Origin of the sequence: Streptomyces sp. NBC_01089, assembly GCF_045162975.1 — a bacterium.
Lineage (GTDB): Bacteria > Actinomycetota > Actinomycetes > Streptomycetales > Streptomycetaceae > Streptomyces.
Genome location: NZ_CP108660.1, coordinates 7,199,256 through 7,225,307, shown reverse-complemented (window position 1 = coordinate 7,225,307; position 26,052 = coordinate 7,199,256). Strand labels below are relative to the sequence as shown.

At 71.8% G+C, this 26,052-nt stretch carries 23 protein-coding genes; 10 read left to right on the top strand and 13 right to left on the bottom strand.

Annotation, left to right across the window (positions count from 1 at the left end; genetic code table 11):
- Positions 1-219: 219 nt before the first annotated feature.
- The gene (locus OG510_RS32515; protein WP_406141487.1) at positions 220-1,719 is read right to left on the bottom strand and encodes a PLP-dependent aminotransferase family protein; all 1,500 of its coding nucleotides are present in this window, start codon (positions 1,717-1,719) and stop codon (positions 220-222) included.
- 30 nt (positions 1,720-1,749) lie between these two features.
- Between OG510_RS32515 and OG510_RS32510 the strand changes: the two genes are divergently transcribed.
- From OG510_RS32510 to OG510_RS32495, 4 genes are all read left to right on the top strand, one after another.
- Complete coding sequence (locus tag OG510_RS32510; protein ID WP_406142675.1) at positions 1,750-2,472, top strand: YitT family protein; 723 nt, start codon at positions 1,750-1,752, stop codon at positions 2,470-2,472.
- Positions 2,469-3,233 (top strand): glycerophosphodiester phosphodiesterase, encoded by a 765-nt coding sequence (locus tag OG510_RS32505; RefSeq protein ID WP_406141486.1) that lies wholly within the window; start codon positions 2,469-2,471, stop codon positions 3,231-3,233. The genes OG510_RS32510 and OG510_RS32505 overlap by 4 nt, the downstream gene beginning before the upstream one ends.
- Before the next feature lie 17 nt (positions 3,234-3,250).
- A complete protein-coding gene (locus OG510_RS32500) occupies positions 3,251-4,633 on the top strand; it encodes an MFS transporter (protein WP_406141484.1) in 1,383 nt (460 codons plus the stop codon).
- A 255-nt stretch (positions 4,634-4,888) separates the two neighbouring features.
- Positions 4,889-5,263 (top strand): RNA polymerase-binding protein RbpA, encoded by a 375-nt coding sequence (locus tag OG510_RS32495; protein WP_161311542.1) that lies wholly within the window; start codon positions 4,889-4,891, stop codon positions 5,261-5,263.
- 186 nt (positions 5,264-5,449) lie between these two features.
- Here OG510_RS32495 and fxsA read toward each other — a convergent pair whose 3' ends face one another.
- The 4 genes from fxsA to OG510_RS32475 form a co-directional block, all read right to left on the bottom strand.
- Entirely contained in the window at positions 5,450-6,022 is a 573-nt protein-coding gene (gene fxsA / locus OG510_RS32490; RefSeq protein ID WP_406141483.1) for an FxsA family membrane protein, read from the bottom strand.
- Positions 6,023-6,068: 46 nt separating this feature from the next.
- Complete coding sequence (locus OG510_RS32485; protein WP_406141481.1) at positions 6,069-6,836, bottom strand: polyprenol monophosphomannose synthase; 768 nt, start codon at positions 6,834-6,836, stop codon at positions 6,069-6,071.
- Positions 6,837-7,376: 540 nt separating this feature from the next.
- Positions 7,377-9,017: an amidohydrolase gene (locus OG510_RS32480; protein ID WP_406141479.1), complete on the bottom strand. Its 1,641-nt coding sequence runs from the start codon at positions 9,015-9,017 to the stop codon at positions 7,377-7,379.
- Positions 9,018-9,085: 68 nt separating this feature from the next.
- The gene (locus OG510_RS32475) at positions 9,086-9,526 is read right to left on the bottom strand and encodes an Lrp/AsnC family transcriptional regulator (RefSeq protein ID WP_164266613.1); all 441 of its coding nucleotides are present in this window, start codon (positions 9,524-9,526) and stop codon (positions 9,086-9,088) included.
- Positions 9,527-9,729: 203 nt separating this feature from the next.
- On the opposite strand from OG510_RS32475, the gene OG510_RS32470 reads away from it, so the two are divergent.
- Entirely contained in the window at positions 9,730-10,131 is a 402-nt protein-coding gene (locus OG510_RS32470) for a hypothetical protein (protein ID WP_406141478.1), read from the top strand.
- Here OG510_RS32470 and OG510_RS32465 read toward each other — a convergent pair.
- The 3 genes from OG510_RS32465 to OG510_RS32455 form a co-directional block, all read right to left on the bottom strand.
- Complete coding sequence (locus OG510_RS32465) at positions 10,087-11,280, bottom strand: phosphotransferase family protein (RefSeq protein WP_406141476.1); 1,194 nt, start codon at positions 11,278-11,280, stop codon at positions 10,087-10,089. The genes OG510_RS32470 and OG510_RS32465 overlap by 45 nt on opposite strands.
- Positions 11,281-11,310: 30 nt before the next feature.
- Positions 11,311-12,435 (bottom strand): hypothetical protein, encoded by a 1,125-nt coding sequence (locus OG510_RS32460; protein WP_406141475.1) that lies wholly within the window; start codon positions 12,433-12,435, stop codon positions 11,311-11,313.
- A 457-nt stretch (positions 12,436-12,892) separates the two neighbouring features.
- On the bottom strand, positions 12,893-14,065 hold the full coding sequence (locus OG510_RS32455; RefSeq protein WP_406141473.1) for an acyl-CoA dehydrogenase family protein: 1,173 nt from the start codon (positions 14,063-14,065) through the stop codon (positions 12,893-12,895).
- 299 nt (positions 14,066-14,364) lie between these two features.
- Here OG510_RS32455 and OG510_RS32450 point away from each other — a divergent pair, with 299 nt between their 5' ends.
- Positions 14,365-15,642, top strand: a complete 1,278-nt coding sequence (locus tag OG510_RS32450; protein ID WP_406141472.1) for a glycoside hydrolase family 18 protein — start codon at positions 14,365-14,367, stop codon at positions 15,640-15,642.
- A gap of 64 nt (positions 15,643-15,706) precedes the next feature.
- Here the strand turns inward: OG510_RS32450 and OG510_RS32445 are convergent, their stop codons facing one another.
- Entirely contained in the window at positions 15,707-16,345 is a 639-nt protein-coding gene (locus OG510_RS32445; protein ID WP_406141470.1) for a TetR/AcrR family transcriptional regulator, read from the bottom strand.
- Positions 16,346-16,667: 322 nt separating this feature from the next.
- Between OG510_RS32445 and OG510_RS32440 the strand changes: the two genes are divergently transcribed.
- From OG510_RS32440 to OG510_RS32430, 3 genes are all read left to right on the top strand, one after another.
- Positions 16,668-18,575, top strand: coding sequence for a serine/threonine-protein kinase (locus tag OG510_RS32440; protein WP_406141468.1), 1,908 nt, complete (start codon positions 16,668-16,670; stop codon positions 18,573-18,575).
- Between the two features lie 119 nt (positions 18,576-18,694).
- Entirely contained in the window at positions 18,695-19,408 is a 714-nt protein-coding gene (locus tag OG510_RS32435; RefSeq protein ID WP_406141466.1) for an FHA domain-containing protein, read from the top strand.
- 73 nt (positions 19,409-19,481) lie between these two features.
- Complete coding sequence (locus tag OG510_RS32430) at positions 19,482-20,345, top strand: right-handed parallel beta-helix repeat-containing protein (protein ID WP_406141464.1); 864 nt, start codon at positions 19,482-19,484, stop codon at positions 20,343-20,345.
- Positions 20,346-20,428: 83 nt separating this feature from the next.
- On the opposite strand, the gene OG510_RS32425 is transcribed toward OG510_RS32430, so the two are convergent.
- Genes OG510_RS32425 through OG510_RS32415 form a run of 3 tightly spaced genes read right to left on the bottom strand, consistent with a single transcriptional unit; the run spans position 20,429 to position 24,035 of the window.
- Complete coding sequence (locus OG510_RS32425) at positions 20,429-21,319, bottom strand: ABC transporter ATP-binding protein (protein WP_406141462.1); 891 nt, start codon at positions 21,317-21,319, stop codon at positions 20,429-20,431.
- The gene (locus OG510_RS32420; RefSeq protein ID WP_406141460.1) at positions 21,316-23,097 is read right to left on the bottom strand and encodes a dipeptide/oligopeptide/nickel ABC transporter permease/ATP-binding protein; all 1,782 of its coding nucleotides are present in this window, start codon (positions 23,095-23,097) and stop codon (positions 21,316-21,318) included. The genes OG510_RS32425 and OG510_RS32420 overlap by 4 nt, the downstream gene beginning before the upstream one ends.
- Positions 23,094-24,035 carry an ABC transporter permease gene (locus OG510_RS32415; protein WP_406141459.1) on the bottom strand — a complete coding sequence of 314 codons (942 nt, stop codon included), beginning with the start codon at positions 24,033-24,035 and terminating at the stop codon, positions 23,094-23,096. The genes OG510_RS32420 and OG510_RS32415 overlap by 4 nt, the downstream gene beginning before the upstream one ends.
- A gap of 326 nt (positions 24,036-24,361) precedes the next feature.
- On the opposite strand from OG510_RS32415, the gene OG510_RS32410 reads away from it, so the two are divergent.
- A complete protein-coding gene (locus OG510_RS32410) occupies positions 24,362-25,006 on the top strand; it encodes a TetR/AcrR family transcriptional regulator (RefSeq protein WP_406141457.1) in 645 nt (214 codons plus the stop codon).
- Here OG510_RS32410 and OG510_RS32405 read toward each other — a convergent pair.
- Positions 24,996-25,943, bottom strand: coding sequence for an SGNH/GDSL hydrolase family protein (locus OG510_RS32405; protein ID WP_406141455.1), 948 nt, complete (start codon positions 25,941-25,943; stop codon positions 24,996-24,998). The genes OG510_RS32410 and OG510_RS32405 overlap by 11 nt on opposite strands.
- Positions 25,944-26,052: the final 109 nt, after the last annotated feature.

Here is a 26,052-nt window from a genome sequence, read left to right as displayed (position 1 = left end):
CCCCGACCGACCGGAGTTGGCCCCGCTCCGCCGTCCGGAGCGGGGCCGCGGCCGTGCCGGGCGGTCGGACCACGAGCGGCCGGGCGGCCGGGCGGCCGGGCGGCCGGGCGGCCGGGCGGCCGGGCGGCCGGGCGGCCGGGCAGTCGACCAGCCAGGCGGTCAGGCAGCCCGCCGTCAGGCAGTCGAACAATCAGCCAGCCAGGCAGTTCAGCCAGGCAGTCAGGCCACAAATGTGCGCGGGGCGTCCGTGCCCGTGCTCGCGCCCGTCTCCACCAGCCGTGCGGCGGCCGCCAGCCGCTGCGCGGCCTCGTCGGCCACCCGGCCGCCGACCGTGAACGGCAGCCGCACATACCCCTCGAAGGCGCCGTCGACCCCGAACCGGGGCCCGGAGGGGACCCGGACCCCGACCCGCTCACCGACCTCGGCGAGCCGCGAGCCGGAGAGCCCGCCCGTCCGCACCCAGAGCGTCAGTCCGCCGTGCGGTACGTCGAACTCCCAGTCGGGCAGCTCCCTGCGGACCGCGCCGACCAGCGCGTCCCGGTTCTCCCTGGCCTGCGCGCGGCGGATACCGACGGCCTCCTCCCAGCCTCCGGTGCTCATCAGCCAGTTGACGGCCAGCTGTTCGAGGACGGGGGTGCCGAGGTCGGCGTAGGCCCGTGCCGAGACCAGGCTGCGGATCACATCGGGCGCGGCGCGCACCCAGCCGATCCGCATCCCCGCCCAGAACGCCTTGCTCGCCGAGCCCACCGTCAGCACCGTGCTGCCCGCCGGGTCGAAGGCACAGACCGGGCGCGGCATCTCGGTCTCCTCGTCGAGGAGCAGCTCGGACATGGTCTCGTCGACGACCAGGACCGTGCCGGCCGAGCGCGCCGCGTCCACCAGGCCGCGCCGCTGGTCCTCGTCGGCGAGCGCGCCGGTCGGATTGTGGAAGTCGGCCACCACATAGGCGATACGCGGCGCGGCGTCGCGCAGCACCTGCCGCCACCGGGGCAGGTCCCAGCCGCTGAGCCCGTCGGCCATCGCGACCGGCACCAGCCGGGCGCCGGCCTCGCGCATCAGCTGGAGGATGTTGGCGTACGAGGGCGACTCGACGGCGATGCGCTCGCCGCGCCCGGCGAAGAGATGGCAGATGGCGTCCATGGCGCCCATCGCCCCGGTGGTCACCATGATCTGCTCGGGCATGGTCGGGATGCCCTGCTCGGTGTAGCGGTCGGCGAGCTTCTGGCGCAGCGCCGGGAGTCCGGCCGGGTAGTCGCCGTGGGTGTGCGCGTACGGCGCCAGTTCTTCGAGCGCCCCCTGCACGGAGCGGGTGAGCCAGGGTTCCGGGGCGGGCAGGGCCGCGGTGCCGAGGTCGATCATGGAGCCGAGGGTCTCGGGCGGCAGCGGCTCAAGACCGCGGGCGGGCAGCGGCTTGCCGGCCGGGACCGCGGTCCAGCTGCCCGCGCCTCGGCGGGATTCCAGGAACCCCTCGGTGCGCAGCGCCTCGTAGGCGGCGGCCACCGTGGTGCGGCTCACCGCGAGGGCGACCGCCAGTTCCCGCTCGGCGGGCAGCCGGGCCGCCACCGGGACGCGGCCTTCGAGGACGAGCACCCTGATGCCGTCGGCGAGCGCCCGGTAGGCGGGTGGCTTGCGGGTGCCGGGCCCGGCCGGCCGTGACTGCTGGCTGCTGAGCTGCCGGGCCAGCTGGGCCGCGCCGACCGCCGAAGTCCACTGCGTCATGGAATTCAGTCCACCTTCCCCGAATTGGCCATGGTTGGCCTCGGATTCCAAGCCACAGAGTGGCACGTATCAGTCCACTACCGCTACCCACCACCACGGAGGGCCATATTGTCCAGGAATGTCATACGAAGGCTTGTGCAGCTCTACGTCGGCCTGACGCTGTACGGCGTCAGCTCCGCCCTGCTCGTCGACGCGGGCCTCGGTCTTGAGCCCTGGGGGGTGCTGCACCAGGGCCTTGCCCGGCTCACCGGCCTGATGATCGGCACCGTCTCGATCATCGTCGGGGCCGCCGTGCTGCTGCTGTGGATCCCCCTCAGGCAGCGGCCGGGGCTCGGCACGGTCTCCAACGTCTTCGTCATCGGCATCGCCATGGACGCGGCCCTCGATCTCATTCCCGCCGTCCACGGGCTGCCCGGCCGGATCCCGCTGATGGCGGCGGGCATCCTGCTCAACGGCGCGGCCACGGGCCTGTACATCTCCGCCCGCTTCGGGCCGGGCCCGCGGGACGGCCTGATGACCGGCCTGCACCGGCTCACCGGTCTGTCGATCCGGCTGTCGCGCACCGCCATCGAGATCGCCGTGGTGGCCACCGGCTTCGCCCTGGGCGGGACCGTCGGGGTGGGCACTGTCGTGTACGCGCTCTCCATCGGGCCGCTCGCCCAGATCTTCCTGCGGATCTTCGCGCTGCCCGAGCCGGCCGCCGAGCAGGCGCCGCCGGTCCCCGCCACCGCGCAGGCGATACTGCCGGAGTGACGAGGACGCGACACCCCTACCTGGACCATCAGGGCCCGATCCCGTTCGCCCACCGGGGCGGCTCCGCGGACGGCCTGGAGAACACGGCGGCCGCCTTCCGGCGGGCGGACCTGGCCGGCTACCGGTACTTCGAGACCGATGTGCACGCCACGGCCGACGGCCGGCTCGTCGCCTTCCACGACGCGACCCTGGACCGGGTGACCGACGCGCGGGGCGCCATCGCCTCCCTGCCGTGGAGCGAGGTCGGGCGCGCGCGGGTGGCGGGTACCGAACCGCTGCCGCTGTTCGCGGACCTCCTGGAGGAGTTCCCCGACGCCCGCTGGAACATCGACATCAAGGCGGGGCCCGCGCTGGCCCCGCTGATCGCCTTGATCCGCCGCACCCATGCCTGGGACCGGGTCTGCGTCGGCTCGTTCTCGGAGCGGCGCGTGGCGGCGGCGGCCCGGCTGGCGGGCCCGCGTCTGGCCACCTCGTACGGCATGAGCGGTATCGCGGCGCTGCGGCTGCGCTCCCTCGGTCTCCCGGCCGCCCCGCGCGCGGGCGGCGTCTGCGCCCAGGTGCCGGAGTTCCACGGCCGGATCCGGGTGGTCGACCGGCGCTTCGTACGGTCCGCACACGCCCGCGGACTCCAGGTGCACGTCTGGACGGTCAACGACCCCGGGCGGATGGCCGCCCTTCTCGACCTGGGCGTGGATGGCATCATGACCGATCATCTGGAGTCGCTGCGCACGGTTCTCACCGCGCGGGGGGCGTGGAACTGACGATCAGGGGGCGCGGTTTGAGCGCTGGCACCGCGAACGGCAACGCCGGATCGGCCGCCGCCGACCCGGCCACCGCGGCCACCGCGGCCGAGCGGAGACGCGAGCAGCACGGCTGGTACTTCTACGACTTCGCGTCCTCGGTCTACTCGACCAGCGTGCTCACGGTGTTCCTCGGCCCGTATCTGACCTCGGTCGCCAAGGCGGCGGCGGACGGCGGAGGCTATGTCCATCCGCTCGGCATCCCCCTGCGGGCCGGGTCCGTGTTCGCGTACACCGTCTCGGTCTCGGTGGTCGTCGCGGTGCTGCTCATGCCGCTCGCGGGGGCCGTCGCCGACCGGACCGGGCGGAAGAAGCCGCTGCTGGCTGGGGCCGCGTACCTCGGTGCGGGGGCCACGGCCGGGATGTTCTTCCTGGGCGGCGACCGCTATCTGCTGGGCTCGCTGCTGCTGATCGTGGCCAACTCCTCGCTGGCCGTCTCGATGGTGCTCTACAACGCCTATCTCCCGCAGATCGCGGAGCCCGAGGAACGCGACACCGTCTCGTCGCGCGGCTGGGCCTTCGGATACACGTCGGGCGCCTTCGTCCTCGTACTCGACCTGGTGCTCTACTCGGGCCACGGGAGTTTCGGGGTGTCGCAGTCCACCGCCGTACGGATCTGTCTGGCGACGGCCGGTGTGTGGTGGGGCGCGTTCACACTGATACCGCTGCGCAGGCTGCGCGACCGGCGGGCGGGTCCGGCCGGCGGGCGCGGCACGGTCGGCGCGGGGTGGCGGCAGCTCATCGGGACGCTGCGGGACATGCGCCGCTATCCGCTGACGCTCTCGTTCCTGCTCGCGTACCTCGTCTACAACGACGGCATCCAGACGGTGATCTCGCAGGCGTCCGTGTACGGGTCCGAGGAACTGGGGCTCGGCCAGACCACTCTGATCACCGCGATTCTGCTGGTGCAGGTACTGGCGGTGGCGGGCGCGCTCGGCATGGGCCGGCTGGCGCGGACGTACGGCGCGAAGCACACCGTCCTCGGCTCGCTCGCCGTGTGGACCCTGATCCTCTGCGCCGGGTACTTCCTGCCCGCCGGGGCGCCGGTCTGGTTCTTCGTGCTGGCGGCCGCGATCGGCGCGGTGCTCGGCGGCAGCCAGGCGCTCTCACGTTCGCTCTTCTCCCATCTGGTGCCGGCGGGCAAGGAGGCCGAGTACTTCTCGGCGTACGAGATGAGCGACCGCGGGCTGAGCTGGCTCGGCCCGCTGGTGTTCGGGCTCGCTTACCAGCTCACCGGCAGTTATCGTGCCGCCATCATCTCTCTGGTGATCTTCTTCGTACTGGGTTTCTTCCTGCTGGCACGGGTACCTGTGAGGGAGGCCGTGGCAGCGGCGGGAAACGCGGCACCGCAGCGGGTTTAGGCATTGAAGTGAAAGGCCGGTAGTGTACGCCTTTGGCTCACCAGGCGGACCGTTACTGCGGGATCATCAGCCGAAATCGCAGGGTGACATCTCTGAGCAGATGTGACAAAGAGGGCACTGGTGGGTACAACAAGGGGCGGCACGACGGGCGACGTATGACCCGCAACGGGAATCTTTACCGCCGACCGGACGTTGACCGGATGACGACGACAGCGACACCTGTCCTGTGGGCGACAAGCCCGGGAGGCACGATTCATGAGTGAGCGAGCTCTTCGCGGCACGCGCCTCGTGGTGACCAGCTACGAGACCGACCGCGGCATCGACCTGGCTCCGCGCCAGGCGGTGGAGTACGCATGCGAGAACGGACATCGCTTTGAGATGCCGTTCTCTGTAGAGGCGGACATTCCGCCGGAGTGGGAGTGCAAGGCGTGCGGCGCCCAAGCACTCCTGGTAGACGGGGACGGCCCTGAGGAGAAGAAGGGCAAGCCCGCGCGCACGCACTGGGACATGCTCATGGAGCGGCGCACCCGCGAGGAGCTGGAGGAGGTGCTGGCCGAGAGGCTGGCCGTCCTTCGTTCCGGCGCCATGAACATTGCCGTGCATCCGCGGGACAGCCGCAAGTCCGCGTAACGCCCAGGCGTTCACGGACCGCACGACCCGCACGACATCAGGGGCTGAGGGCCCCGGCACACTTCAGGGTGTGCCGGGGCCCTCAGCTCTTTGCTCTGCCGTTTTCTTCACCGGTTTCTTCACCGGTTTCTTGCCCGGCTTCTTTATCCGGAGGGACCGTTTTCCGGCCGGGCGCCGGAGGCCGGGTCAGGGCGTCAGTGGCGGGCGCGGGCCCTCGTCGTCCTTCCGGGGATCGGGCCGTTCGTCGTTCTTGATGACCTCGCCCTGGACGACCTTGCCGTCAGGACGGTGCATCCGCGCCTGCTGGAAGGCATCGCCGACGGTGCCGGGAGCGGATTTGCTCATCCGGCGCTCCAGGGTCCGCTCGGTGTACCGGCTCAGCGCCGACCGCAGCGGCGGCACCAGCAGGAAGAGCCCCACCACATCGGTGATCAGCCCGGGCAGCATGATCAGCAGCCCCGAGAGCATCAGGAAACCGTTCCCGCCCTCGCGCTCCTGAGCCGGCTCCGCTCCCGTCTGCTGCCGCTGGACCGTCTCCGTCAGATTGCGGAAGGCCCGCCGCCCGGCCCGCTTGACGACGGCGGCACCCAGTACGAGACCGCCGACGAGCAGGAAGAGAACGGTGAGCCCGCCCGCCACGTCGGCCACCAGGATCAGCAGCCAGATCTCGAGGATCACCCAGACGGCGATGCCCAGCGGTACGAAGGTGCGCGCCCTGGAGCGTCTGGGAGCGGTCGGGGGCTGTGTGCCGGTCGTCATGCTCCCAGTGTGCCTGCAGGCGCGCACGGATGACGTGCTGGGGAGGTCAGGAGGGCTCCCTGCCCAGCAGCCGGCCCGCCCGCGAGCCGACCCCCCAGGCCGTCACCCGCCACAGCGCCTCGACCACGATGTCCTTGCTCATCTTGGAGTCGCCGATCTCGCGCTCGACGAAGGTGATCGGAACCTCCACCACATGGCAGCCCGCCTCGACGGCCCGCCGGGCGAGGTCCACCTGGAAGCAGTAGCCCTGCGACGACACCTCGTCGAGGCCGAGCTCTTCCAGGGTCTCCTTGCGGAACGCCCGGAAACCACCGGTGACATCGCGGATCGGTACGCCGAGGAGCAGTCGCGAGTACGTGCTGCCGCCCCGCGAGAGCAGTTCCCGGGACTTGGGCCAGTTGACGACCCGTCCGCCCGGCATCCACCGCGAGCCGAGCACCAGGTCGGCGCCCTTCAACGCGGTGAGCAGCCGGGGCAGTTCCTCGGGCTGGTGCGAGCCGTCGGCGTCCATCTCGACCAGGACGCCGTACCCGTGCTCGATGCCCCAGCGGAAGCCCGCGAGGTACGCGGCGCCGAGTCCTTCCTTGCCCTCCCGGTGCAGTACCTGGACCTGCGGGTCGTCCTCCGCCATCTCGTCGACGATCTTCCCGGTACCGTCCGGGCTGTTGTCGTCGGCGACCAGAATGTCCGCCTCCGGCACCGCGGCGCGAACCCGGGCAACGATCGGCTTGATGTTCTCGGCCTCGTTATAGGTCGGAATGATGACCAAGACCTTGCCGAGCGGACCGAATCGCCGCTCACCGCCGTCGTTCACTACTGCCCCTCACTGTGTCCCTACGCCGAGCCAACACCTTATCCAGCGCCGGAGTGGCGGAACGCAGCCGCGTCGGTGGGCCCGACTCCCGAGAGGGGAAGGGGAACTTCGGATCGGGGCCCGGCGTCCTTCGGGCCGACCTGGGGCCCGCTGGCTGCGGGTCGACCGAGAGCCGTTGTCTACTGAACGTCCGGGCCCCACCCGGGTCGCACCTGCCCGCGAACTCCTGAGGAGCAGGGCGGACCCCCTTCCGGCTGAAACCTCCCTCGCCCCCGAGGCGCGGGCGCTGAACCTGGCTCCCAGTGGTGGCACACCTGCCGGCGTGCCGCCCCATGACCCAGCGGCGTTCGACGACTGCGTGGAGGTTTGCCGGTCGGACGTCCTGTGGTGGACTCGGCCGAACCTACCCGCCGGTGGCCGCTTCCTGTCAACACTCGGCCGACCTGCGGTGTTCTGATGAATGACCAGGTCAGTGCGGAAGAGCCGCAGGTGACGGGAGAGACTTTCCGGCATCGATCGGCCGCACGAAATACCGCGATGTCACTCGTTCGGCCTCACGAAGACTGTCTGTCCGAAGACCACCGTCCGCAGGCAGACCGGGAGTTCGGCCCCAGGGGTGAGATCCGGCAGGCCCGGGGTGCCGGAGCGCGGGTCGGTCGACCAGCGGGCCACCCGGTCGTCCGGGGCCTGCACCACCAGGTCGTCGGTGCGCCAGACCGCGTAGTCGGCGGGGGCGCCGGGCACCAGCACCCCGGCGTCGTCCCGGCCGATGGACCGCCAGCCGCCCCTGGTGTGGGCGGTGAACGCGGCGCGTACCGAGATCCGGTGCTCGGGGGTCCGGTGGAAGGCGGCGGCCCGTACGGTCCCCCAGGGGTCGAGCGGGGTGACCGGGCTGTCGGAGCCGAAGGCGAGCGGCACTCCGGCCCGCAGCATGGCCGCGTACGGGTTGAGGGTGGCGGCCCGCCCGGCGCCGAGCCGCTGGGCGTACATCCCGTGCTCGCCGCCCCACGCGGCGTCGAAGGCGGGCTGCACGGAGGCGGTGAGCCCCAGTTCGGCGAAGGCGGCGACGGTTTCCGGGGTGAGCATCTCGGCGTGCTCGACGCGGTGGCGGGCGGCGCGGATCCTGGCCAGGCCGAGCTTCTCCGCGGCGGCCCGCACCCCGTCGACGACCGCGGTGAGGGCCGCGTCCCCGATGGCGTGGAAGCCGGCCTGGAGCCCGGCCTCGGTGCACGCGGCGACATGGGCGGCGATGCCGGAGGAGTCCAGATGGGCGGCGCCGGTGTGCGGCTCGTCCGCGTACGGCTCGTGCAGGCAGGCGGTGTGCGAGCCGAGCGAGCCGTCGACGAAGAGGTCACCGGCCGCGCCGATCGCGCCCAGCTCCCGGATGCGCCGGGCGTCCTTGCCGTCGGCGACGCGCTCGGCCCAGTAGCCGAAGACCCGCGGCCCCTGCTCCTGCGCGGCGAGCCGGAGCAGACCGGTGAAGTCGTCCTCGTCGGAGATGTCGGGACCGGCGCACTCGTGGAGCGAGCCGATCCCGAGCGACGCGGCGTGCGCGCGGGCCGCACGCTGCGCCTCGGTGCGCTGCGCGGGCGTGATCCGGGCGTGGGCGGCGGCGCGTACGGCGTGGTGTGCCGCGCCGGTCAGGGGGGCGTCCGCCCGGTAGCCGGGCAGCGAGGTGACCCCCGGGACCAGGTCGAGCAGGGCGGTGGAGGCCACGGCCGAGTGGACGTCGACGCGGGGCAGATAGACCGGCCGGCCGGCGGCCGCCTCGTCGAGCGCGGTGCGGGACAGCGGCTGTCCGTCCGGCCGGGCCGAGGGGTCCCAGCCGTGGCCGAGCAGCACCCGGTCGTCGGGGCGGGCCGCCGCGTGCTCCCGTACGAGCCCGAGGGCCTCCTGCGCGGTCCGTGCGGCCGACAGGTCGAGGCCGGTGAGGGCGAGCCCCGTGGAGGTCATATGGACGTGCGCGTCGGTGAACGCCGGGGTCACCAGGGCGCCTTCGAGGTCGACGGTCTCGTCGACACCCTTGGCGAAGGCGTCGGCCGCCCCCTCGGAGCCCACCCAGGCGACGTGCCCGCGTTCCACGACCATGGCGGTGGCGAAGGGGTCGGCGGGGCTGTGGATGTCCCCACCGCGCAGCAGTACGGTGCGGTGGTCTGCCTGGGGGGCGGTGCTCTCGGTCATGGAGAACAGTCTCCCGCCTGCGGGGCACCGGTCGGGCGCAGGGGTCCCCGCGCCGGGGCGGGGACCGCTCAGATCTCCGGGGGCCGCGCCTCGTACGGGGTGGAGAGCACGACGGTGGTACGGGTGGAGACCCCGGCCAGTGAGCGGATCCTGGTCAGCAGGTTCTCCAGGGCCAGCGGTGTCGGCACACGCACCTTGAGGATGTAGTTCTCGTCGCCCGCCACGCTGTGGCACGCCTCGATCTCGGGGACCCCGGCGAGCCGCTCGGCGATGTCGTCCGGCGCGCTCGGGTCGAAGGGTTTCACCGAGATGAACGCGGTCAGCGGCAGCCCGACGGCCTCCGGGTCGACCACGGCGGCGTACCCGCGGATGACTCCCCGCTGTTCGAGACGGCGTACGCGCTGATGCACCGCCGATGTGGACAGGCCGGTGGCCTTGCCCAGGTCGGTGTAGCTCATCCGCCCGTCCTTGACGAGCAACTCCACGATGCGGCGATCCAGCTCCTCCATACGGATCAACCTATGGCCCCGACCCCCTCCGGCACAGCTGGAGAGGGCCGGTAAGGGTCCCCTGACGCATTCATGTGACGAAGGCCACAGGGCTGGAGCCGTGTCCGCGGGGAACGCGCGATTACCGCGGACACCGGGCGGGAAGTGCTTGCTGTGGTCGAGACCACAGTTACTGGTCGGCCCACCCGAGGGGGAGAATCTCCATGCACAAGCTGAAGAGCGTCGATTCCATCGAGCCCGCGGAACTCGCGGCCATCGAGAACGATCCGGGTCTCGCGGCCTACGACACCTTTGAGATGTACCGGGTGATCTGCCCGGACTGCGCGCAGCCGATCGCCCTCCTCGCCGGTGAGGTCGTACTGCCGGAGCACGCGCTCTGCGCCAGCCCGTGGAATCCGTTCGGGCTGACGGCGTGCGCGGGCACCGGGCGTGCGGCGTCCGACGCCAGGCCCGCCGACGCGTCCCTGGAGGCCCAGGCGCAGGACACCGCGCTGCTGCTGACGCTCCCTCAGGGCCTGGACTGGCGCAAGCAGCCGTTCTCGCACGTCGGCGGGCCGGGCTCACGCCCCGTCAAGGCCGCCGGGCCGGGCCGCGAAGCCGCCTGACCAGTCGTACGTACCCCGCACCAGGGCCTCCAGCGAAGCCCGGTGCAGGATCATGGCATCCGGGTCCGCGGGGACCCGGACCTCGCCGAAGTGCACCTGCCGGTAGGCGATGCGCAGCATGACGATCGCGTGCCGCAGGGCCGCGTAGAGCAGATGGAAGTCCATGTCGCGCGGTGTGTGGCCGGTGAGTTCGGCGTACCGCCGCTCGGCGTTCTCGCGGCGCAGCAGGCCGGGCAGGCCCGGCAGCCCGGACCCCTCGGTGAGGTCCTGGAAGAAGCGGTGCAGATAGACGGTCCAGCCGAGGTCCAGTTCGCACGGGCCGTAGGCCGCCATCTCCCAGTCGAGTACGGCGGCGGGCTCGAACCCGTCGTACACGATGTTGCCGATCCTGGCGTCTCCCCAGCAGAGCACGGCGGGCCCCTCGTCCTCGGGCCAGAGCGCCTCAAGCCGCTCGAAGGCGCTCTCGATCAGCGGTGAGCGCGGGAGTCCGTCCACCACCCAGGCGTAGTAGGCCCGTTGGTCGTCCACATGGCGGCGCAGCGGGCTGCCTTCCCCGGCGGGCTGCAGGAACTCGGCCTGCTCCGCGGGGAACTGACGGTGCAGCCCGGCCACGACGCGCAGGGTCGCCTCCTCCAGTGCGGCGCGTTCGGCCTCGGTCGCGGAGTGGAGCCAATTCCCCTCGTACGTATAGGGCATGACGTCGGGAGGGACCCTGCCGTGCGCCTGCTCCATCACGAAGAACGGGGCGCCCAGCGGCCCCGGATCCGTTTCGAGCCACAGGACGCGCGGCACCGGGATGTCGGTGTGGTCGGCGACCAGGCTCATCACCCGGTACTGCCGCTCCATGTCGTAGGCGGGGAAGACGGTGTACGCGGCGGGGTCGGCGGCGAGCCGCAGTGCGCACGAGGCCACGGGGGCGGGTGGGACGGCGGGGTGGGGTGTGTCGGCGGGGTCGGCAGGACCGGCGGGGCCCGGTGTATCCGTGAGGATGTCGAAGAGCAGGGTCTCGCTCGACATGCCGTTCGACGCCGGGGTGCTGAGGCCGCCGATGCGGGTGCCGGGCTGCCGGGTGGTGAGCCAGGCGGAGAGCCTGCGGCCCAGCTCCTGCGGGTCCCGGGTGGTGGTGCGGGGGCGTGGTGCCGTGGCCATGGCGGTGCTCCTTGATCGGTCGGGCCGGGGTCAGGGCGCCACCGATGTGTATCCGGTGAATCCGCTGGGGTCGTGGCGGCCGAAGCTGCCGTGCTCGAAGATGCCGTGGCCGACCTGGCCGTCGAGGGTGAAGCGGGCGGCGTGGTCGGTGACGCCGTAGGCGGCGGCCGGGTGGGCCGCCGGGTCGCTCATGTCGTAGCTGCGCCGGTCGGTCCAGCCCCGCCCCTGCCAGGTGCCGTGCTGCCAGTCGGTGGCCGGCGGATAGCCCGCGCCGAGCGCCAGCGGTGACGAGCAGAGCGTTTCGGCGGTCAGCTCCATCGGGCGGCCGTCCGGGGCCACGAGATGGACGACGGCCCGTTCCGGGTGGCGGGTGCCCGGCCGGTACTCGATCTCCGTGCGCGGCCAGCCGAGTTGGACGTCGGGACCGCCGTCGCGTACCAGCAGCGCCTCGTTGAGCGTCCGGTGGCCGTCGGCGTCCTCCTGGGCGATCACCATGACGAAGCGGTCGTCGAAGCGGACCGGGATCCAGAGCCAGTGGAACCCCTCGGGCCGGTGCTCGGCCTCGGCGCGCCCGCCCTCCTCGCCGGGGATGGGCCGCACGCCCCAGCTCCGGTCCCGGGTGCCGGTCCACTCCCCCGCCACGACCGGTATCTCATCGCCGCCCGCGCGTATGACCCCGGAGCAGCTGCCCGCCTGCACGAAGCGGCGGCCCTCCAGCATCAGCCGCTCGCCGCGCCGCTGCACATGGTGCGGCTCCCAGACGGCCGGGAAGGCCGCGGTCCACTCGATGTCGTACGAGAGGGAGTCCGGGTCGGCGGGGTCGGCCGCGCAGTGCAGCGTCAGCCGTTGGAGCGGGACGTCGACGGTGATGCGCAGGGGGCCCACGGAGAGGTTCATCCGGTCGTCGGTGAGGGCGTCCGACGCGCGTACGGCGTGCAGCCGGTCACCGGTGCGCAGGGTCGCGTAGGCGTCGATCACCCCCACGTTCGGGTAGACGCCGAGTCCCACGATGAGCAGCGCCCTGCCCCGGTGGTCGAAGACGTGGAAGATGCAGCGGTCATAGGCGTTGCGGTCGCCCGTCGCGACGTGCTTCATCGACAGCGGCACCTGGTGGACGGGGTATTCGTCGAGCGCGATGGGTCGGTCGTCGGCCACGGCATCCTCCTGCTGACAGGGAAGGTGACGGTACGTCAGAAACGGTGCGGACCGCCAGACCCGGATCGCGCCAGACCTTAAACCGCGCCACACCTGAACCGCTCCGCCCGCCGCCCAGCTCGGCCCCGCCCCGCCCGGCCCGGCCGCCCGGACCAAGCCGCGCACACCGCGCCTTGACCGCGCGAACAGACGCCCGACGGCGCGGGGCGGTGACCGCGCGCCGCCGGGCGGCGTTGACCGTGTATGACTCTTCTGCACTACGGGACCGGGACGGGAACGGGGGCCAGGCTGCGCCGGCTCACCGCGCCCGCCCCTGAAGAATCGCTTCCGCAGACCACGGACGCACCGATCTACCAGGCCCTGGTCCGCCAGTGGGGACGGGCGGGACGGACCCTGCCGGGCCGCAGCGACCAGGAGTGGGCACACCTCACAGCGACGACCGTCCAGCCGGGTCAGTTCAGCGCGACTCAGGACCAGCGAGGTGGCGGGCGATGACCATCCGCTGGATCTGGTTGGTGCCCTCGACGATCTGCAGCACCTTGGCCTCCCGCATGAACCGCTCGACCGGGAAGTCCGCGGTGTAGCCGTAACCGCCGAGCACCTGGACCGCGTCGGTGGTGGCCCGCATCGCCGCGTCCGTGCAGAAGAGCTTGGCCATGGCGGCCTGCCGGGAGAAGGGGCGCCCGGCGTCCCGCAGCCGCGCGGCCGCGAGATAGAGGGAGCGGCCCGCCTCGATCTGGGTGGCCATGTCGGCGAGCATGAAGCGCAGTCCCTGGAAGTCGGCGATGGGGTGGCCGAACTGCTGCCGCTCCGTGGCGTACAGCACCGCCTCGTCCAGCGCCGCCTGGGCAACTCCGATGGCACAGGCGGCGATTCCCAGCCGCCCCGAGTCGAGCGCGGAGAGTGCGATGGCGAAGCCCTGGCCCTCGTCCCCGATCAGCCGCTCGCCGGACACCCGCACGCCGTCGAAGTGCAGCTGACTGGTGGGTGAGCCCTTCATCCCCATCTTCTTCTCGGGGACGGCGGCGGTCAGCCCTTCGGCGTCACCCGGTACCAGGAACGCCGAGATCCCGCGCGCCCCTTCGCCTCCGGTGCGCGCGAGCACCGTGTAGAAATCGGCGACCCCGCCGTGCGTGATCCATGCCTTGGTGCCGGTGACGACCCAGTCGTCGCCCTCCCGTACGGCCTTCGTACGGAGCGAAGCGGCGTCGGAGCCCGAGGTGGGCTCGGAGAGGCAGTACGCCCCGAGCAGCCCGCCGCCGAGCATCGCGGGCAGGTGCGCGGCCCGCAGTTCCTTGCTGCCGTATCCGGCGAGGGCGTGGCAGGCGAGCGAGTGGACGCTGACACCGAGACCGACGGTCAGCCGCGCCGCCGCCAGCTCTTCGAGGACCTGGAGGTAGACCTCGTACGGCTGGTCGCCGCCGCCGTACGCGGAGTCGTAGGGGAGGCCGAGCAGTCCGGCTTCCGAGAGCAGGGTGAAGACCTCACGGGGGAACCGGCCGGCTTCCTCTTCGGCGGCGGCACCGGGGACGATCTCCCGCTGGACGATGTCGCGCACCAGCGCGAGCAGGTCCCGGGACTCCTCGGTGGGCAACTGGCGGTCCACCAACTGCGGGGCGCGGTCGGGCATGGCGACGCTCTCCTCCCTGTCGGGCGCTGCGGCGTACGCGTGGCCAGGGTGTGGCGACGCTGCCGGATCTCACCTTCAGCCGATGCTGCCCTCCCGGATCGCGGAAGAGGCTGACCAGAGGCTGTGGCGGCTTGAGTATGCCCGATCGGCGGACTTCCGTCACGGGGCGAAATTGGTCCGAACCATTGACCGCACTGGTCTAGTCCATCTACCTTCCAGCTGTTGGCTTTTCGCGTTCATGCCAAAACGCACACCAGACAGCCCTCATCTTCCGTCCCCCCTCCCCACGAGGAGACAGCATGTTCGGACGATTCCACCCACGGGCCCGGGTCCGGGCCCTGCTCGCAGCCGCCTGTACGGCGGCCCTCGGCGTCTCACTGCTCGCCGGCGCCGGTACGGCGGCCGCGGGCGAGCACCACGCCGCCGCGGCCGCCACGAAGGCCACGAGCACCCAGGCGGGCACCAAGACGGCCGCGGGCAGCAAAGTCGTCGGCTACTACGCGGACTGGGATGTCTACCAGCGCAACTACCAGGTCAAGAACATCCAGACCTCGGGCTCCGCGGACAAACTCACCCACATCAACTACGCGTTCGGCAACGTCACCGGCGGCAAGTGCGCCATCGGCGACGCCTACGCGGACTACCAGAAGACCTACGACGCGTCCTCCAGCGTGGACGGCACCGCCGACACCTGGGACCAGCCGGTGGCGGGCAACTTCAACCAGCTGCGTGAGCTGAAGAAGCTGCACCCCAACCTCAAGATCATCTGGTCCTTCGGCGGCTGGACCTGGTCCGGCGGCTTCGCCGAGGCCGCGAAGGACCCGGCCGCGTTCGCCCAGTCCTGCTACGACCTGGTCAAGGACTCGCGGTGGGCCGACGTCTTCGACGGCATCGACATCGACTGGGAGTACCCCAACGACTGCGGCCTCTCCTGTGACGCCAGCGGACCTGAGGCGTTCAAGAACGTGATGGCCGCGCTGCGCGCCAAGTTCGGCTCGTCGTCGCTGGTCACCGCCGCGATCACGGCTGACGCCTCGGACGGCGGCAAGATGGACTCCGCCGACTACGCGGGAGCCGCCCAGTACGTCGACTGGTACAACCCGATGACGTACGACTACTTCGGCGCCTGGGACGCGCAGGGGCCGACCGCCCCGCACTCCCCGCTCACCTCGTACACCGGTATCCCGAAGGCGGGCTTCAACACCGACGCCACGATCACCAAACTCAAGGGCCTGGGCGTGCCCGCGGACAAGCTGCTCCTGGGTATCGGCTTCTACGGCCGCGGCTGGACCGGCGTGACCCAGGACGCCCCCGGCGGCACGGCGACCGGACCGGCTCCCGGCACCTATGAGCAGGGCATCGAGGACTACAAGGTCCTCAAGACCAGCTGCCCGGCCACCGGCACCGTCGGCGGCACCGCGTACGCCAAGTGCGGCTCGAACTGGTGGAGTTACGACACCCCGGCCACCATCGCCGGGAAGATGGCCTACAAGAACGAGCAGGGCCTCGGCGGCACCTTCCTCTGGGAGCTCAGCGGCGACACCTCCAACGGCGAACTGATCCACGCCATCAGCTAGCACCACGCGTACGAACCACGGGGTGGAGGCCGGCCGGCCTCCACCCCGTGGCGCGCTCCCGGTCTCACTCCGCAGGCGGCGACGGGCACTCATCGACGAACTCGCCGATGGTGTCCAGGGTGTTGCGCAACATCCGCACCAGCAGCTCCCGGATCTCCGCCCGGTCGAGTTCCTGGTGGCCGAGCCAGTCGAGCGTGATGCCCTCCACCGCACTCAGCCAGCCCAGCAGCGCGAGCCTGGCCAGGAGCGGGATGTCCCGGCGGCCGTAGGCGCCATCGGCGATGGTGGCGATGAGCTCCTCGCGGACCGCGCCGCGCAGCGCCTGCACCTGGGTGTCGAAGCCGACGCCACCGGTCACGATGGTGCGGAAGGCCGCCCTGTTGTGCTGGGCGTAGAGCAGATATCCCTCGACGGTGCGGTGCACCCGCTCGGCCCGTGGCAGCTCGGTGTCGCTGGCCGCGCGGGCGACCAGGTCGGACACCGACTCCTCGACGACGGCCAGGTAGTAGCCGCGTTTGCTCTTGAAGTAGTAGTAGATGAGCCCTTTCGCGACCCCCGCGTGCCGGGCGATGTCGTCCATCGACAGCGCGTCGTAGGACGTGTCGGCGAACAGCCTCCGTCCGGTGGCGATGAGGTCCGTGCGACGGAGCTGGGAGCGCTCGGTCGGGGTGCGCTGATGTATGTACGGTCCGCTCTGGTTCACGTCCGGCCCTGTTCCGCCACTGCCTCAGGAGGCTGCCACTGCCTCGGAAGCCCGAAGTATGGCAGACCCCGAAGAGCCAAGTATTCCCGGCCGCACCGCTGTTGACCTGGTACGGCCGGTCCGCCCGCCCGGACATCCGCCGACTGTGCGCCAACCGCTGCCGCTTACGGAACCGTTGGGCGTACGGGGAGGTAACCGCCGGGCCCTGGGAGGATCTTGTGCCGGTCGGCGCGAAGCCCTGCCGGAGCCGTCACCGCCGAGTACACTCCGTGATCGTCGCAGCACATGGGGTGTCCTGTGGCACGAGGGGTGAGGACGGGCGGTGCTGGTGACGCCGGAGGCAGGAACCAAGGTCGCAGGCCGGTATCTGTTACAGGAAACCATCGGCAAGGGCGGCATGGGCGTCGTCTGGCGGGCCTGGGACGAGCGGCTGGAGCGGCAGGTCGCGGTCAAGTTCTCCCACCCGGACGACGACCGGGCCACACAGCAGCTCATGAAAGAGGCACGGAACGCCGGGCGGCTGCACCACGCGAACATCGTGGGTGTCTTCGACTGCGACCACGACGCCGACACCTGCTGGATCGTCATGGAGTACGTCCCCGCGCGGAGCCTGGCGCAACTCGTCACCGAGCGCGGTCCGCTGCCGCCCGCGGAGGCCGGGGCGATCGGCGGCCAGATCGCGGCCGCGCTCGCGAAGTCGCACAGCGAGGGCGTGGTGCACGGCGATGTGACCCCGGAGAACATCCTGGTCACCGGCGAAGGCATCGCCAGGCTCACCGACTTCGGGATCTCCCGGGCGCTGTGGAGCGAGGCCACCAGGACGACGACCGGTGTCGTACGGGGCAAGCCCCGCTATCTGGCGCCCGAACTGGTCAAGGGGAAACCTGCGGACGAGAAGTCCGATGTGTTCTCCCTGGGCGCGACCCTGTACGCGGCGGTCGAGGGCCAGTCGCCGTACGGGCAGGCCGAGCACCCCATGGCGTACGTGGCCCGGGCCATCGAGGGGCACATCGAACCCATGGTGCGGGCCGGTCTGCTCACGGGCCCGCTGGCCGCGCTGCTGGAGCTGGAGCCCAGGAACCGGCCCGACGCCACCGGGGCGTACCGGCTGCTGACGCGTGCCGCCCCTCCCCCGCCGGAGATCGCGGCGAAGTTGCACGACGGCGTCACCCTGCCGCTCAGCCCCCTCCTCTCCGTCACGCGCCGGCTGCCACGGGCCGTACGCCGTCGGCGCCGGCCGCTCACGATCACGGCGGGGGCGCTCGTCGCGGCGGCCGCGATCACGGCCGCCGTCCTGCACCCGTGGACCTCGGGGAGCGGCAGCGGGACACGCACGGACGCCGCGCCCTCGGCCGCCGCGCCCGCGGGCCGGGCCGGGACCATCGGCGACGCCGCTACGGCCGCCCCCTGCGGTCTGCTCGACGCCGCTTCGCTGAGCCGGTTCGGTTCGACCCGGCTCGACCCGGCCTACGGAGAGTTCAACCGCTGCGACGTCGTGGTGGAGACCGGCAACGGGGACGAACTCGCGGACCTGGAGCTGGCCTTCGACAGGACGCGGGCCCGGTTCGAGGACGACGTGCCCACCAGACGGGTCGGCAACGTCACCGTCGGGTCGTACGCACGCGACGGTGACGAGTGCGAGCGGCACATCGCGACCGCCGACCACCAGCAGGTCGTACTCGTGGCGAAGCGGCGCGTGGCGGGGGCGCCCGATCCGTGCGAACTGGCCGACGCGGGCACCGATGTGGCCGTGGGCGTACTGGACCGCGGGGCAGTCCCGCGGCGCTCCTCCCCCGCCGCCGCGGCTTCCCTGGCCCGTCGCGACGCGTGCTCGGTACTGGACGCGTCCGCCCTCGGGAAGGTGCCGGGCGTCGAGGCCGGGGCCCCGGACCGGGGCTTCGGCGGCTGGCGGTGCGAGTGGTCGTCCTCCACCGGCGACACGGGCGTGGACGTCCTGTTCAACCGGGACAACGAACTGTCGGACAACGGAAAGCCGGTCCGCGTCGCCGGACGGAAGAGCTATGCGTCACCGGGGGAATCCGGCGACCACAGCTGTGTCGTGCGCACCCCGCACCGTACGTACACGACCGCCGTCGGCGACGACATCGTGGAGTTCGTGGAGCTGACCGTCTACGCGCCGCAGCCGGCCGGACGGCTCTGCGACACCGCGGAGAACCTGTCGGCCACCGTGGTGCACGAGCTCGCGAAGCAGCAGCCGGGGAGCGAGTGACCGTGCGCCCCGCTCCGGTACGTCCCACACCGGTACACCGCGCGACAGTATGCCCCTCTCCTGACGGGCAGCCCCTGCCCGCCGGCCACGGCAGCCTGGCCAGGGGTGCCTCCGGCCCGGTGCCCGGGACGCTCTACGCGCTGGCGCTCGCCGGGGGCCTGGCGCTGGGCCCGGGCGAGGGCCGTGCGGTGCTGTTCGGCCGCAACCGGCCCGACGTGCACATCTGCGTGGGCGAGGACGATGCCCGGGTCAGCCGGCACCAGGGCACGTTCACCCACCGGGGCGGGCGGTGGTGGGTGTGCAACGAGGGGCGGCTGCCGATCCGCTGCGCCGGGTCCCGGCTGCTGTTCAGGGGCGAGGAGCCGCTTCCCCTCGCCACCGGCTACACCCCGCTGTTCGCCGGTGGTTCGCGGGGCCGCGAGCACCTGCTGGAGGTCTTCGTCACCGGCCCCGACGACGAGCGGCCGGTGCCGCGCCACGGTGATGTCACCCGGCCGCCCCGGGTGTGGCAGCTCAGTGAGCAGGAGAAGCCGGTCCTCGTCGTGCTGGGACGGCGGTACCTGCTGCACGAGCCCCGCCCGCAGCCGCTGACGTGGAAGCAGACAGCCGCCCTGCTCGCCGAGTTGCGGCCCGGGGCGGGCTGGACGGACAAGCGCGTCGAGCACACCGTCAACGCGGTGCGTCAGCGGCTCTCCCGTGACGGAGTGGCCGGGCTGACCCGTGAGGAGGTGGGCGAGCCGGTCGGCAACGCGCTCAACGACCGTCTGATCCGCGCCCTGATGGCCTCGACCAGCCTCGTACCGATGGATCTGACGCTGATCGACGCCGCCTGAAGCCCAGCTGGGGAGAGGGCCCGGCCGCCGTCCCCGGGACCCCTCCCGGGGACAGCTCCTACGCTCCCGCACCATGACGACCACGACCCGCACTCCGAAGGGCGTCCGCGGCCGGCTCATCGTCGGCGCCGCCCTGCTGGCGACGCTCACGGCCGCGACCGCACAACGCCCGTCCCCGCCCCTGCCCCTGCCCCTGCCCCTGAGCCCGGCCACCACCGCGCGCTCCGCGTCGTCGCGATCAGCCCTACGGCTTGTCATCACGGAAGGGGGCACCGCCAAGCACCCGGCGGTCCACCACGGCAACGGCCGCACCGTCGACGGCATCACCGTCGAGGCCGACCATGTCGTCGTCGAGGGCTACCACGTCGACACCCCGCGGGCCCCCGGTATCGAGATCACCGGAAACGACATCACCGTACGGAACAACACCGTCACCCGCCCGCACGGCGGCGACGGTGACGGCCTGCGCTTCTTCGGCAACGACCTGAAGATCCAGCACAACACCGTGACCGGCGCCTCCAACCGTTACGGCCACGCGGACTGCATGCAGACCTTCGCCAGCGACACCCCGCCCAGCCACCACGTCCTGATCGAGGGCAACCGCTGCGAGCGGATCGACAACATGTGCCTGATGGCCGAGGGCCCCCACGACGGCGAGGGCGACGGCCGCGGCCACACGTACGACATCACCGTCAGGAACAACTACTGCGAGACCCTGAAGGCTTCACAGACCTTGATGTTCGAGGACGTACAGCACGCCACGATCACCGGCAACGTCTTCGCCGCCTCCCCCGACCACGCCATCGGCCTGGCCATCCGTTCCACGGACGCCCACGTCAGCGGCAACAGGGCCGGCTCCCGCATCCGCTACGAAGTCGGCATCGACCGGTCGTCCCGGCCGGGCTACCGGGGGCCGCGGCCGGGCGGCGCGCCATGACCTGGCTCATCCCACCCAGCCGCGTCCTGGCCGCCCCGCCGGGGAGTCAGCCCGCGGCGCGACGTCAGTCGCCCCCTGCGCCGTCAGCCCGCGCTCGCCGCACGGGCCGCCGCCCGCTGTTCCCTGCGCCTGCGCTGTTCGGCCACATCCGCGACGGGTGCCGACAGCAGCAGGGCGCGGGTGTAAGGGTGTTGAGGAGAGCCGGTGATCTGCCCGGTATCGCCCGACTCCACGATCTCCCCCTGATGGATCACGGCGACGCGGTGGCTCATGCAGCGGACCACGGACAGGTCGTGGGAGACGAAGAGGTAGGCCACCCCGGTCTCCTCCTGGATTTCCAGGAGGAGGTCGAGGACCGTCCGCTGGGTGGTGAGGTCGAGCGCGGAAACCGGTTCGTCGCAGACGACCAGGCGGGGCCGGAGCGCGAGGGCCCTGGCGATGGCAACCCGCTGGCGCTGACCGCCGGAGAACTCCCGGGGCAGGCGTCGGGCCGCATCCGCGGGCAGGTGGACCCGGTCGAGGAGGTCCCCGACGCGGCCGCGGGCCTCTTGGGCGTCGGCGCCCTGCCCGATCAGCGGCTCGGCCAGGGTGTCCCCGATGGTCAGCGACGGGTTCAGCGAGGTGTACGGGTCCTGGAAGATCACCTGAAGGTCGCGGCTGAGGGCGCGGCGACGGGCGGTGGCCGCCGTATCGATGCGCTCACCGTCGAAGGTGACGGTGCCGGACGCGACCGGGACCAGCCCGAGAACCGCGCGGCCCAGCGTGGTCTTGCCGGAGCCCGACTCGCCCACCAGACCGAGGGTTTCACCGGCCCTGATGTCCAGGTCCACACCTCTGAGCACCTCGGTGCGCCGGGCACGCCGGCCTTTGCCGGGGTACGAGACACACAGCTCCCGTATGGTCAGCAGGGCCGCGTCCTCCGGGTGTGTACCGGGGGTGCCCGCTCCGGCGGTGGTTGTCGTCCGGGGGTTCATGCGGGGGTGCTCCTCGCCTCTCGGGGCTGCCAGGGCGCACGCGTCGGCGCCGTGTCCAGGACGGCGTCGAGCAGGGTGCGGGTGTAGGGGTCCTTCGGGTCGTGCAGGACCTGGCCGGTGCTGCCCGTCTCCACGATGCTGCCCGCTCTCATCACCGCGACACGGTCGCAGACATCCGCGACGACGCCCAGGTTGTGGGTGACCAGGAGCACCCCGAGGCCCCGCTCCCGCTGGAGCCGGCGCAGCAGGTCGAGGACCTCGGCCTGGACGCGTACGTCGAGGGCGGTGGTCGGTTCGTCGGCGATGAGGAGGTCCGGTTCGCAGGACATGGCACCCGCGATGAGGACCCGCTGGGCCATGCCGCCGGATATCTCGTGCGGGTAGCGGCGGACGATCTGCTCCGGGAAGGGGATCTCCACGAGGCGCAGCAGCTCGACGGCGCGTGCGGCCGCCTCCGTCCGGGACAGGCCGAGGACGCAGCGCAGTGGTTCAGCCAACTGGCTGCCGATGGTGAAGGCCGGGTCGAGATTACTCATCGGCTCCTGCGGTACGTACGCCACCGTGCGTCCGCGCAGTGTGCGGTGCGCGCGCTCGTGCAGTCCCGCTGTCTCCTGTCCCGCCACCAGGACGCTGCCGCGGCTGATGCGGCCTCCCTCGGGGAGGATGCCGAGGACGGAGAAGGCGGTCTGGGTCTTTCCTGAGCCCGATTCGCCGACCAGGCCGACGATTTCACCGGGCCGCACGTCGAGGTCGACGCGGTGCACGACCTCTTTGGCGGTGCCGTCCGGCTGGGCGTACTCGACGGCGAGACCGTGGACGGACAGCAGCGCCGCGCGCTCCCCGCCGCCGGGCGCCGGAGCCTCGGCCGCGGTGTCCCCGCCGGGCCTTCGGCGGCGGGGCGGCCGGTCGCTGTGGCTCTCCAGGACGTCCCGCAGGGCGGTGGCGATCAGGACCAGAGCGCCGTTGGTGAGCCCGAGCGCCAGGCCCGGCCACAGCAGCAGCACCGGGCGGCGCTGGATGTTCTGGAACGCCTCGTTGAGCATGGCGCCCCAGGTGGCGGTGGATCCGCTGCCGACGCCGAGGAATTCCAGCCCGGCCTGCAGCCCGATGGCGATGCCCGCGACGAGTGCGACCTGGATGATGATGGGGCCGCGCACCACGATGAGGACGTGCCGGGCCACGATGCGGACGTCGGAGAGCCCGGAGACCTTCGCGGCGTCCACGTACAGCTCACCGCGGACGTTGGCCACGATCCCGCGCACCAGCCGGAAGAAGCTCGGGGCGGCCAGGACCCCGAGGACGATCATCAGGACCCAGACCTTGGGGCCGAGGATGGCGCGGGACGCGAGGAGTACGACCATGGCGGGGAGTGCCATGACGAGGTTGACGAACCAGCTGACGACAGCGTCGAACCGGCCCGCGTAGTAACCGGCGAACAGGCCCGACGGCACCCCGGCTGCGAGGGCCACGCCGAGCGCGATGAGGGCGCCGCCCAGGGTGTTGCGCCCGCCGTAGAGGATGCGGGAGAGGATGTCGCGCCCGGCCGAGTCCATGCCCAGCGGGTGGGCGCCGCTGGGGCCTGCGAAGGCGTCGCGCAGTGCGGAGGTGCCCGGGGCCTGCGGTGCGAGCAGCGGTGCCAGGAGCACCGCGGCCACGAGGATCACCAGGATGGCGAGGGAGACGGCGCCCAGCGGGTTGCGCACCAGCCGCCGCAGTACGGCGTGTGGCCGCGGCCCCGCCGGGGCGGCTGCCGTGCCGGCCGGGAGGTTGTCGCTCATGCGACCCTCGCCTTCGGGTTCAGCCAGCCGATCAGGATGTCGACCAGGAGGTTGATCAGGACGACGCCGATCACGGTGAGCATGACGAGCGCCATGATCACGGGGATGTCGCCGCGGGTGGTGTACGAAACGGTCATGCTGCCGATTCCCGGGAGCCCGAATATCTGCTCCACGAGCACCGCGCCGCCGAGCAGACCGACGAACTGCATGCCGAGGACGGACAGTGCGGGCGCAGACGCGTTGCGCAGCACGTGTCTGAGGACGATGCGGGACTGGGGCAGCCCGCGCGCCCGCAGGGTCCGGATGTAGTCCTGGCGCAGGACGTCGACCACGGCACCGCGCACCTGCTGGGAGACGCCCGCGACGGAGGCCACCGACAGGGCGAGCACCGGCAGCGTCACGGTCGAGAACCAGCCGCCGGGCGACTCGGTGAACGGGGTGTAGCCGATGGCCGGGAACCAGCCGAGCCGGACCGCGAAGACCAGGACGAGCACCAGCGTCACCAGGAACCCGGGCAGCGCGTAACCGATGACGCCGAGCACCTGTACGAAGCGGTCGGCCGCGCCCCGGCGGACCCCCGCCCACACACCGAGCAGGAAGGACACCACGGCGGTCACGAGCGTGACGCCGAGCATCAGGCTCACCGTGACGGGCAGTCGGTTGGCGATGGCCTGGGTGACGTCCTCGCTGGTGAACCAGGAGATACCGAGGTCCCCGCGGACGGCGTGGGAGAGCCAGTCTCCGTACTGGACGAGGACTGGCCGGTCCAGGCCGAGGGACGCGTTCTTGGCGTCGATGGCGTGCTGCGACGCGCCCTGGCCGAGGAGCTGGCGTCCCACGTCCGTGTCCGGGATGGACAGGAGCAGGTAGGAGAGCAGGGAGATGACGAGCAGGAGCAGCGCTCCTGCGGCGATTCTGCGGGCGATGAAGGTCAGCATGTGTCTCGGTATCCGTGACCGGCGGCCGGATCGGCCGGCGTGAGCCGCGCTCGGTGCGGGCACCCCCGTGGACGGGGCGGCACTCGGCGCATGGGTGTTCGGTGCCGTGTGGGCGGCGGGGAACGAGGGCGACCCTACTCTCAGAACTAACCAGTCGGTAGGTTTCCTGGTGAGGAATTGACCAACTGGTAGATTCGGCACGGCCGTCGACGCGCGCGGCGGTCTCCGTCCAGGTGACACACGTACCGCGCCGGCCCACGCAGCGGCTGTACGTACCGGACCCGCCACCTGCTGCATTCACTGAATCCACCGGAAGGAACCTCCCGTTGAGCAAGGAGCCCCGGACGAAGGGCGAGCGCACGCGCGCCCGCATCCTCGACTCTGCGGCCGAGCTGTTCTCCCGCTCGGGGTTCAACGCCGTGTCGCTGCGCGAGATCGCCGCCTGTGCCGGCCTCACCCACGCCGGGCTCCTCCACCACTTCCCGGGGAAGGAGCAGCTGCTGCTCGAGGTCCTCAGCAGGCGCGACGAGACCGACGCCGCCTGGCTCTTCCCGCGCATCCTGGAACCCGCGGCGCCGGAGCCGCCACCCGCCGAGCGGCTGCGGCGGGTCGTGGAACTGGTCGGGCGCAACAGCCGAACGCCCGGCCTGGTCGGCCTGTACGCGAAGCTGTCCGCCGAGGCTTCGGGGCCCGACCACCCCGCCCACCACTATTTCGTCGAACGCTACCGGCGACTGCGCGCCGAGCTCGGCGCGCTCCTGGGGGCACTGTTCGCTGCGGCCGATCCGCCTGTCAGGGCCGAACCGCAGGCCGTGGCCGTCCAGTTGCTCGCGCTTCTGGACGGTCTGCAGACACAGTGGCTCCTGGAGCCGGGCGCCGTCTCGATGGAGGATTCGGTCCGTGACTTCCTCGGCCGCTACGGCCTGCCCGTGGAGCGGGAGACCGCCCGCGGGGGCCGGCTCACCGGCTGATCGCCCCGAGGACCGCACCGGCCATGCTCCGGTGTCCGGCCGCGTTGGGGTGGAAACCGGCGGCGGCCGCCGACTCCTTGGGCTCGATCCACCGCACGCCGTCCGCCTTGCAGGCGTCGTGGCCCACCGATGGGGTGTAGGTGTCGACGTAGGCCGCGTCGTACACCGCGGCCTGCTCGGCGAGCATGGAGTTGAGCGCCTTCTCCTCGTCGCGGAACCAGGCGAAGTCGCCCTTGGCGAAGGGGATCGTGTCGCGGCAGGCCGAACCGTCGTCGGGGACGATCGCGGGATAGCCGACCAGGACCACCTTCGCCTGCGGGGAACGGGTGTGGATCTCCTTGAGTACCGCTTCGATCTTCGGGCCGGTGGCGTTGATGCGCGAGCGGATCTCGTCGGTGCCGAGGAGGGTGTAACTGCTCTTGCAGGGTGCGCCGTTCGGCGCGAGGTTCGCGAGCAGGACACAGCGCGTGATGACCCCGGTCAGATCAAGGTCGTTGCCTCCGATGCCCAGAGTGACCAGTGTCGTGTCCGGACGCAGGGCGTCCAGCTGGGGCGGGGCCGAGCCCTGCCGCTGGGTCATATCGGTGGTGTCGGCGCCCGAGCAGGTCACATCGGTGACCTGCGCCGCGCCGATGGTCTTGGCGGTCAGCGACGGGTAGTTCTGGTTGGAGCGGGCGCAGTTCACGTCCACCTGGTCGGGGATGCCCGCGCCGGCGCTGTACGAGTCGCCCAGCGCCACGTAGTGCGCTCCTGCGGCTTTCGCCCTCGCGTGGCCGGCCGGGACGGGGGCTGCCGGACGGGCCGTGGCGGGCGTCGCGAGAGCCAGGGCCGCCAGCCCGGCCGCCGCCAGAGGGACACCGGCTCTCGCGAGAGGGCGGCGGACGGCTGCGGCGGGCGGGAGCCCGGTGGGACGGGGCACGGAACGGTGCAGCGGCATTGCTGTCCCTCATCTCGTGAGTGGCCCGGACGTGCGGGGCCCTACCGAGGCGGGGTGCCCCGGGCTCGAAAACCGTAAGGTGATCGGTTTATGGTCGTCAATATGCCGG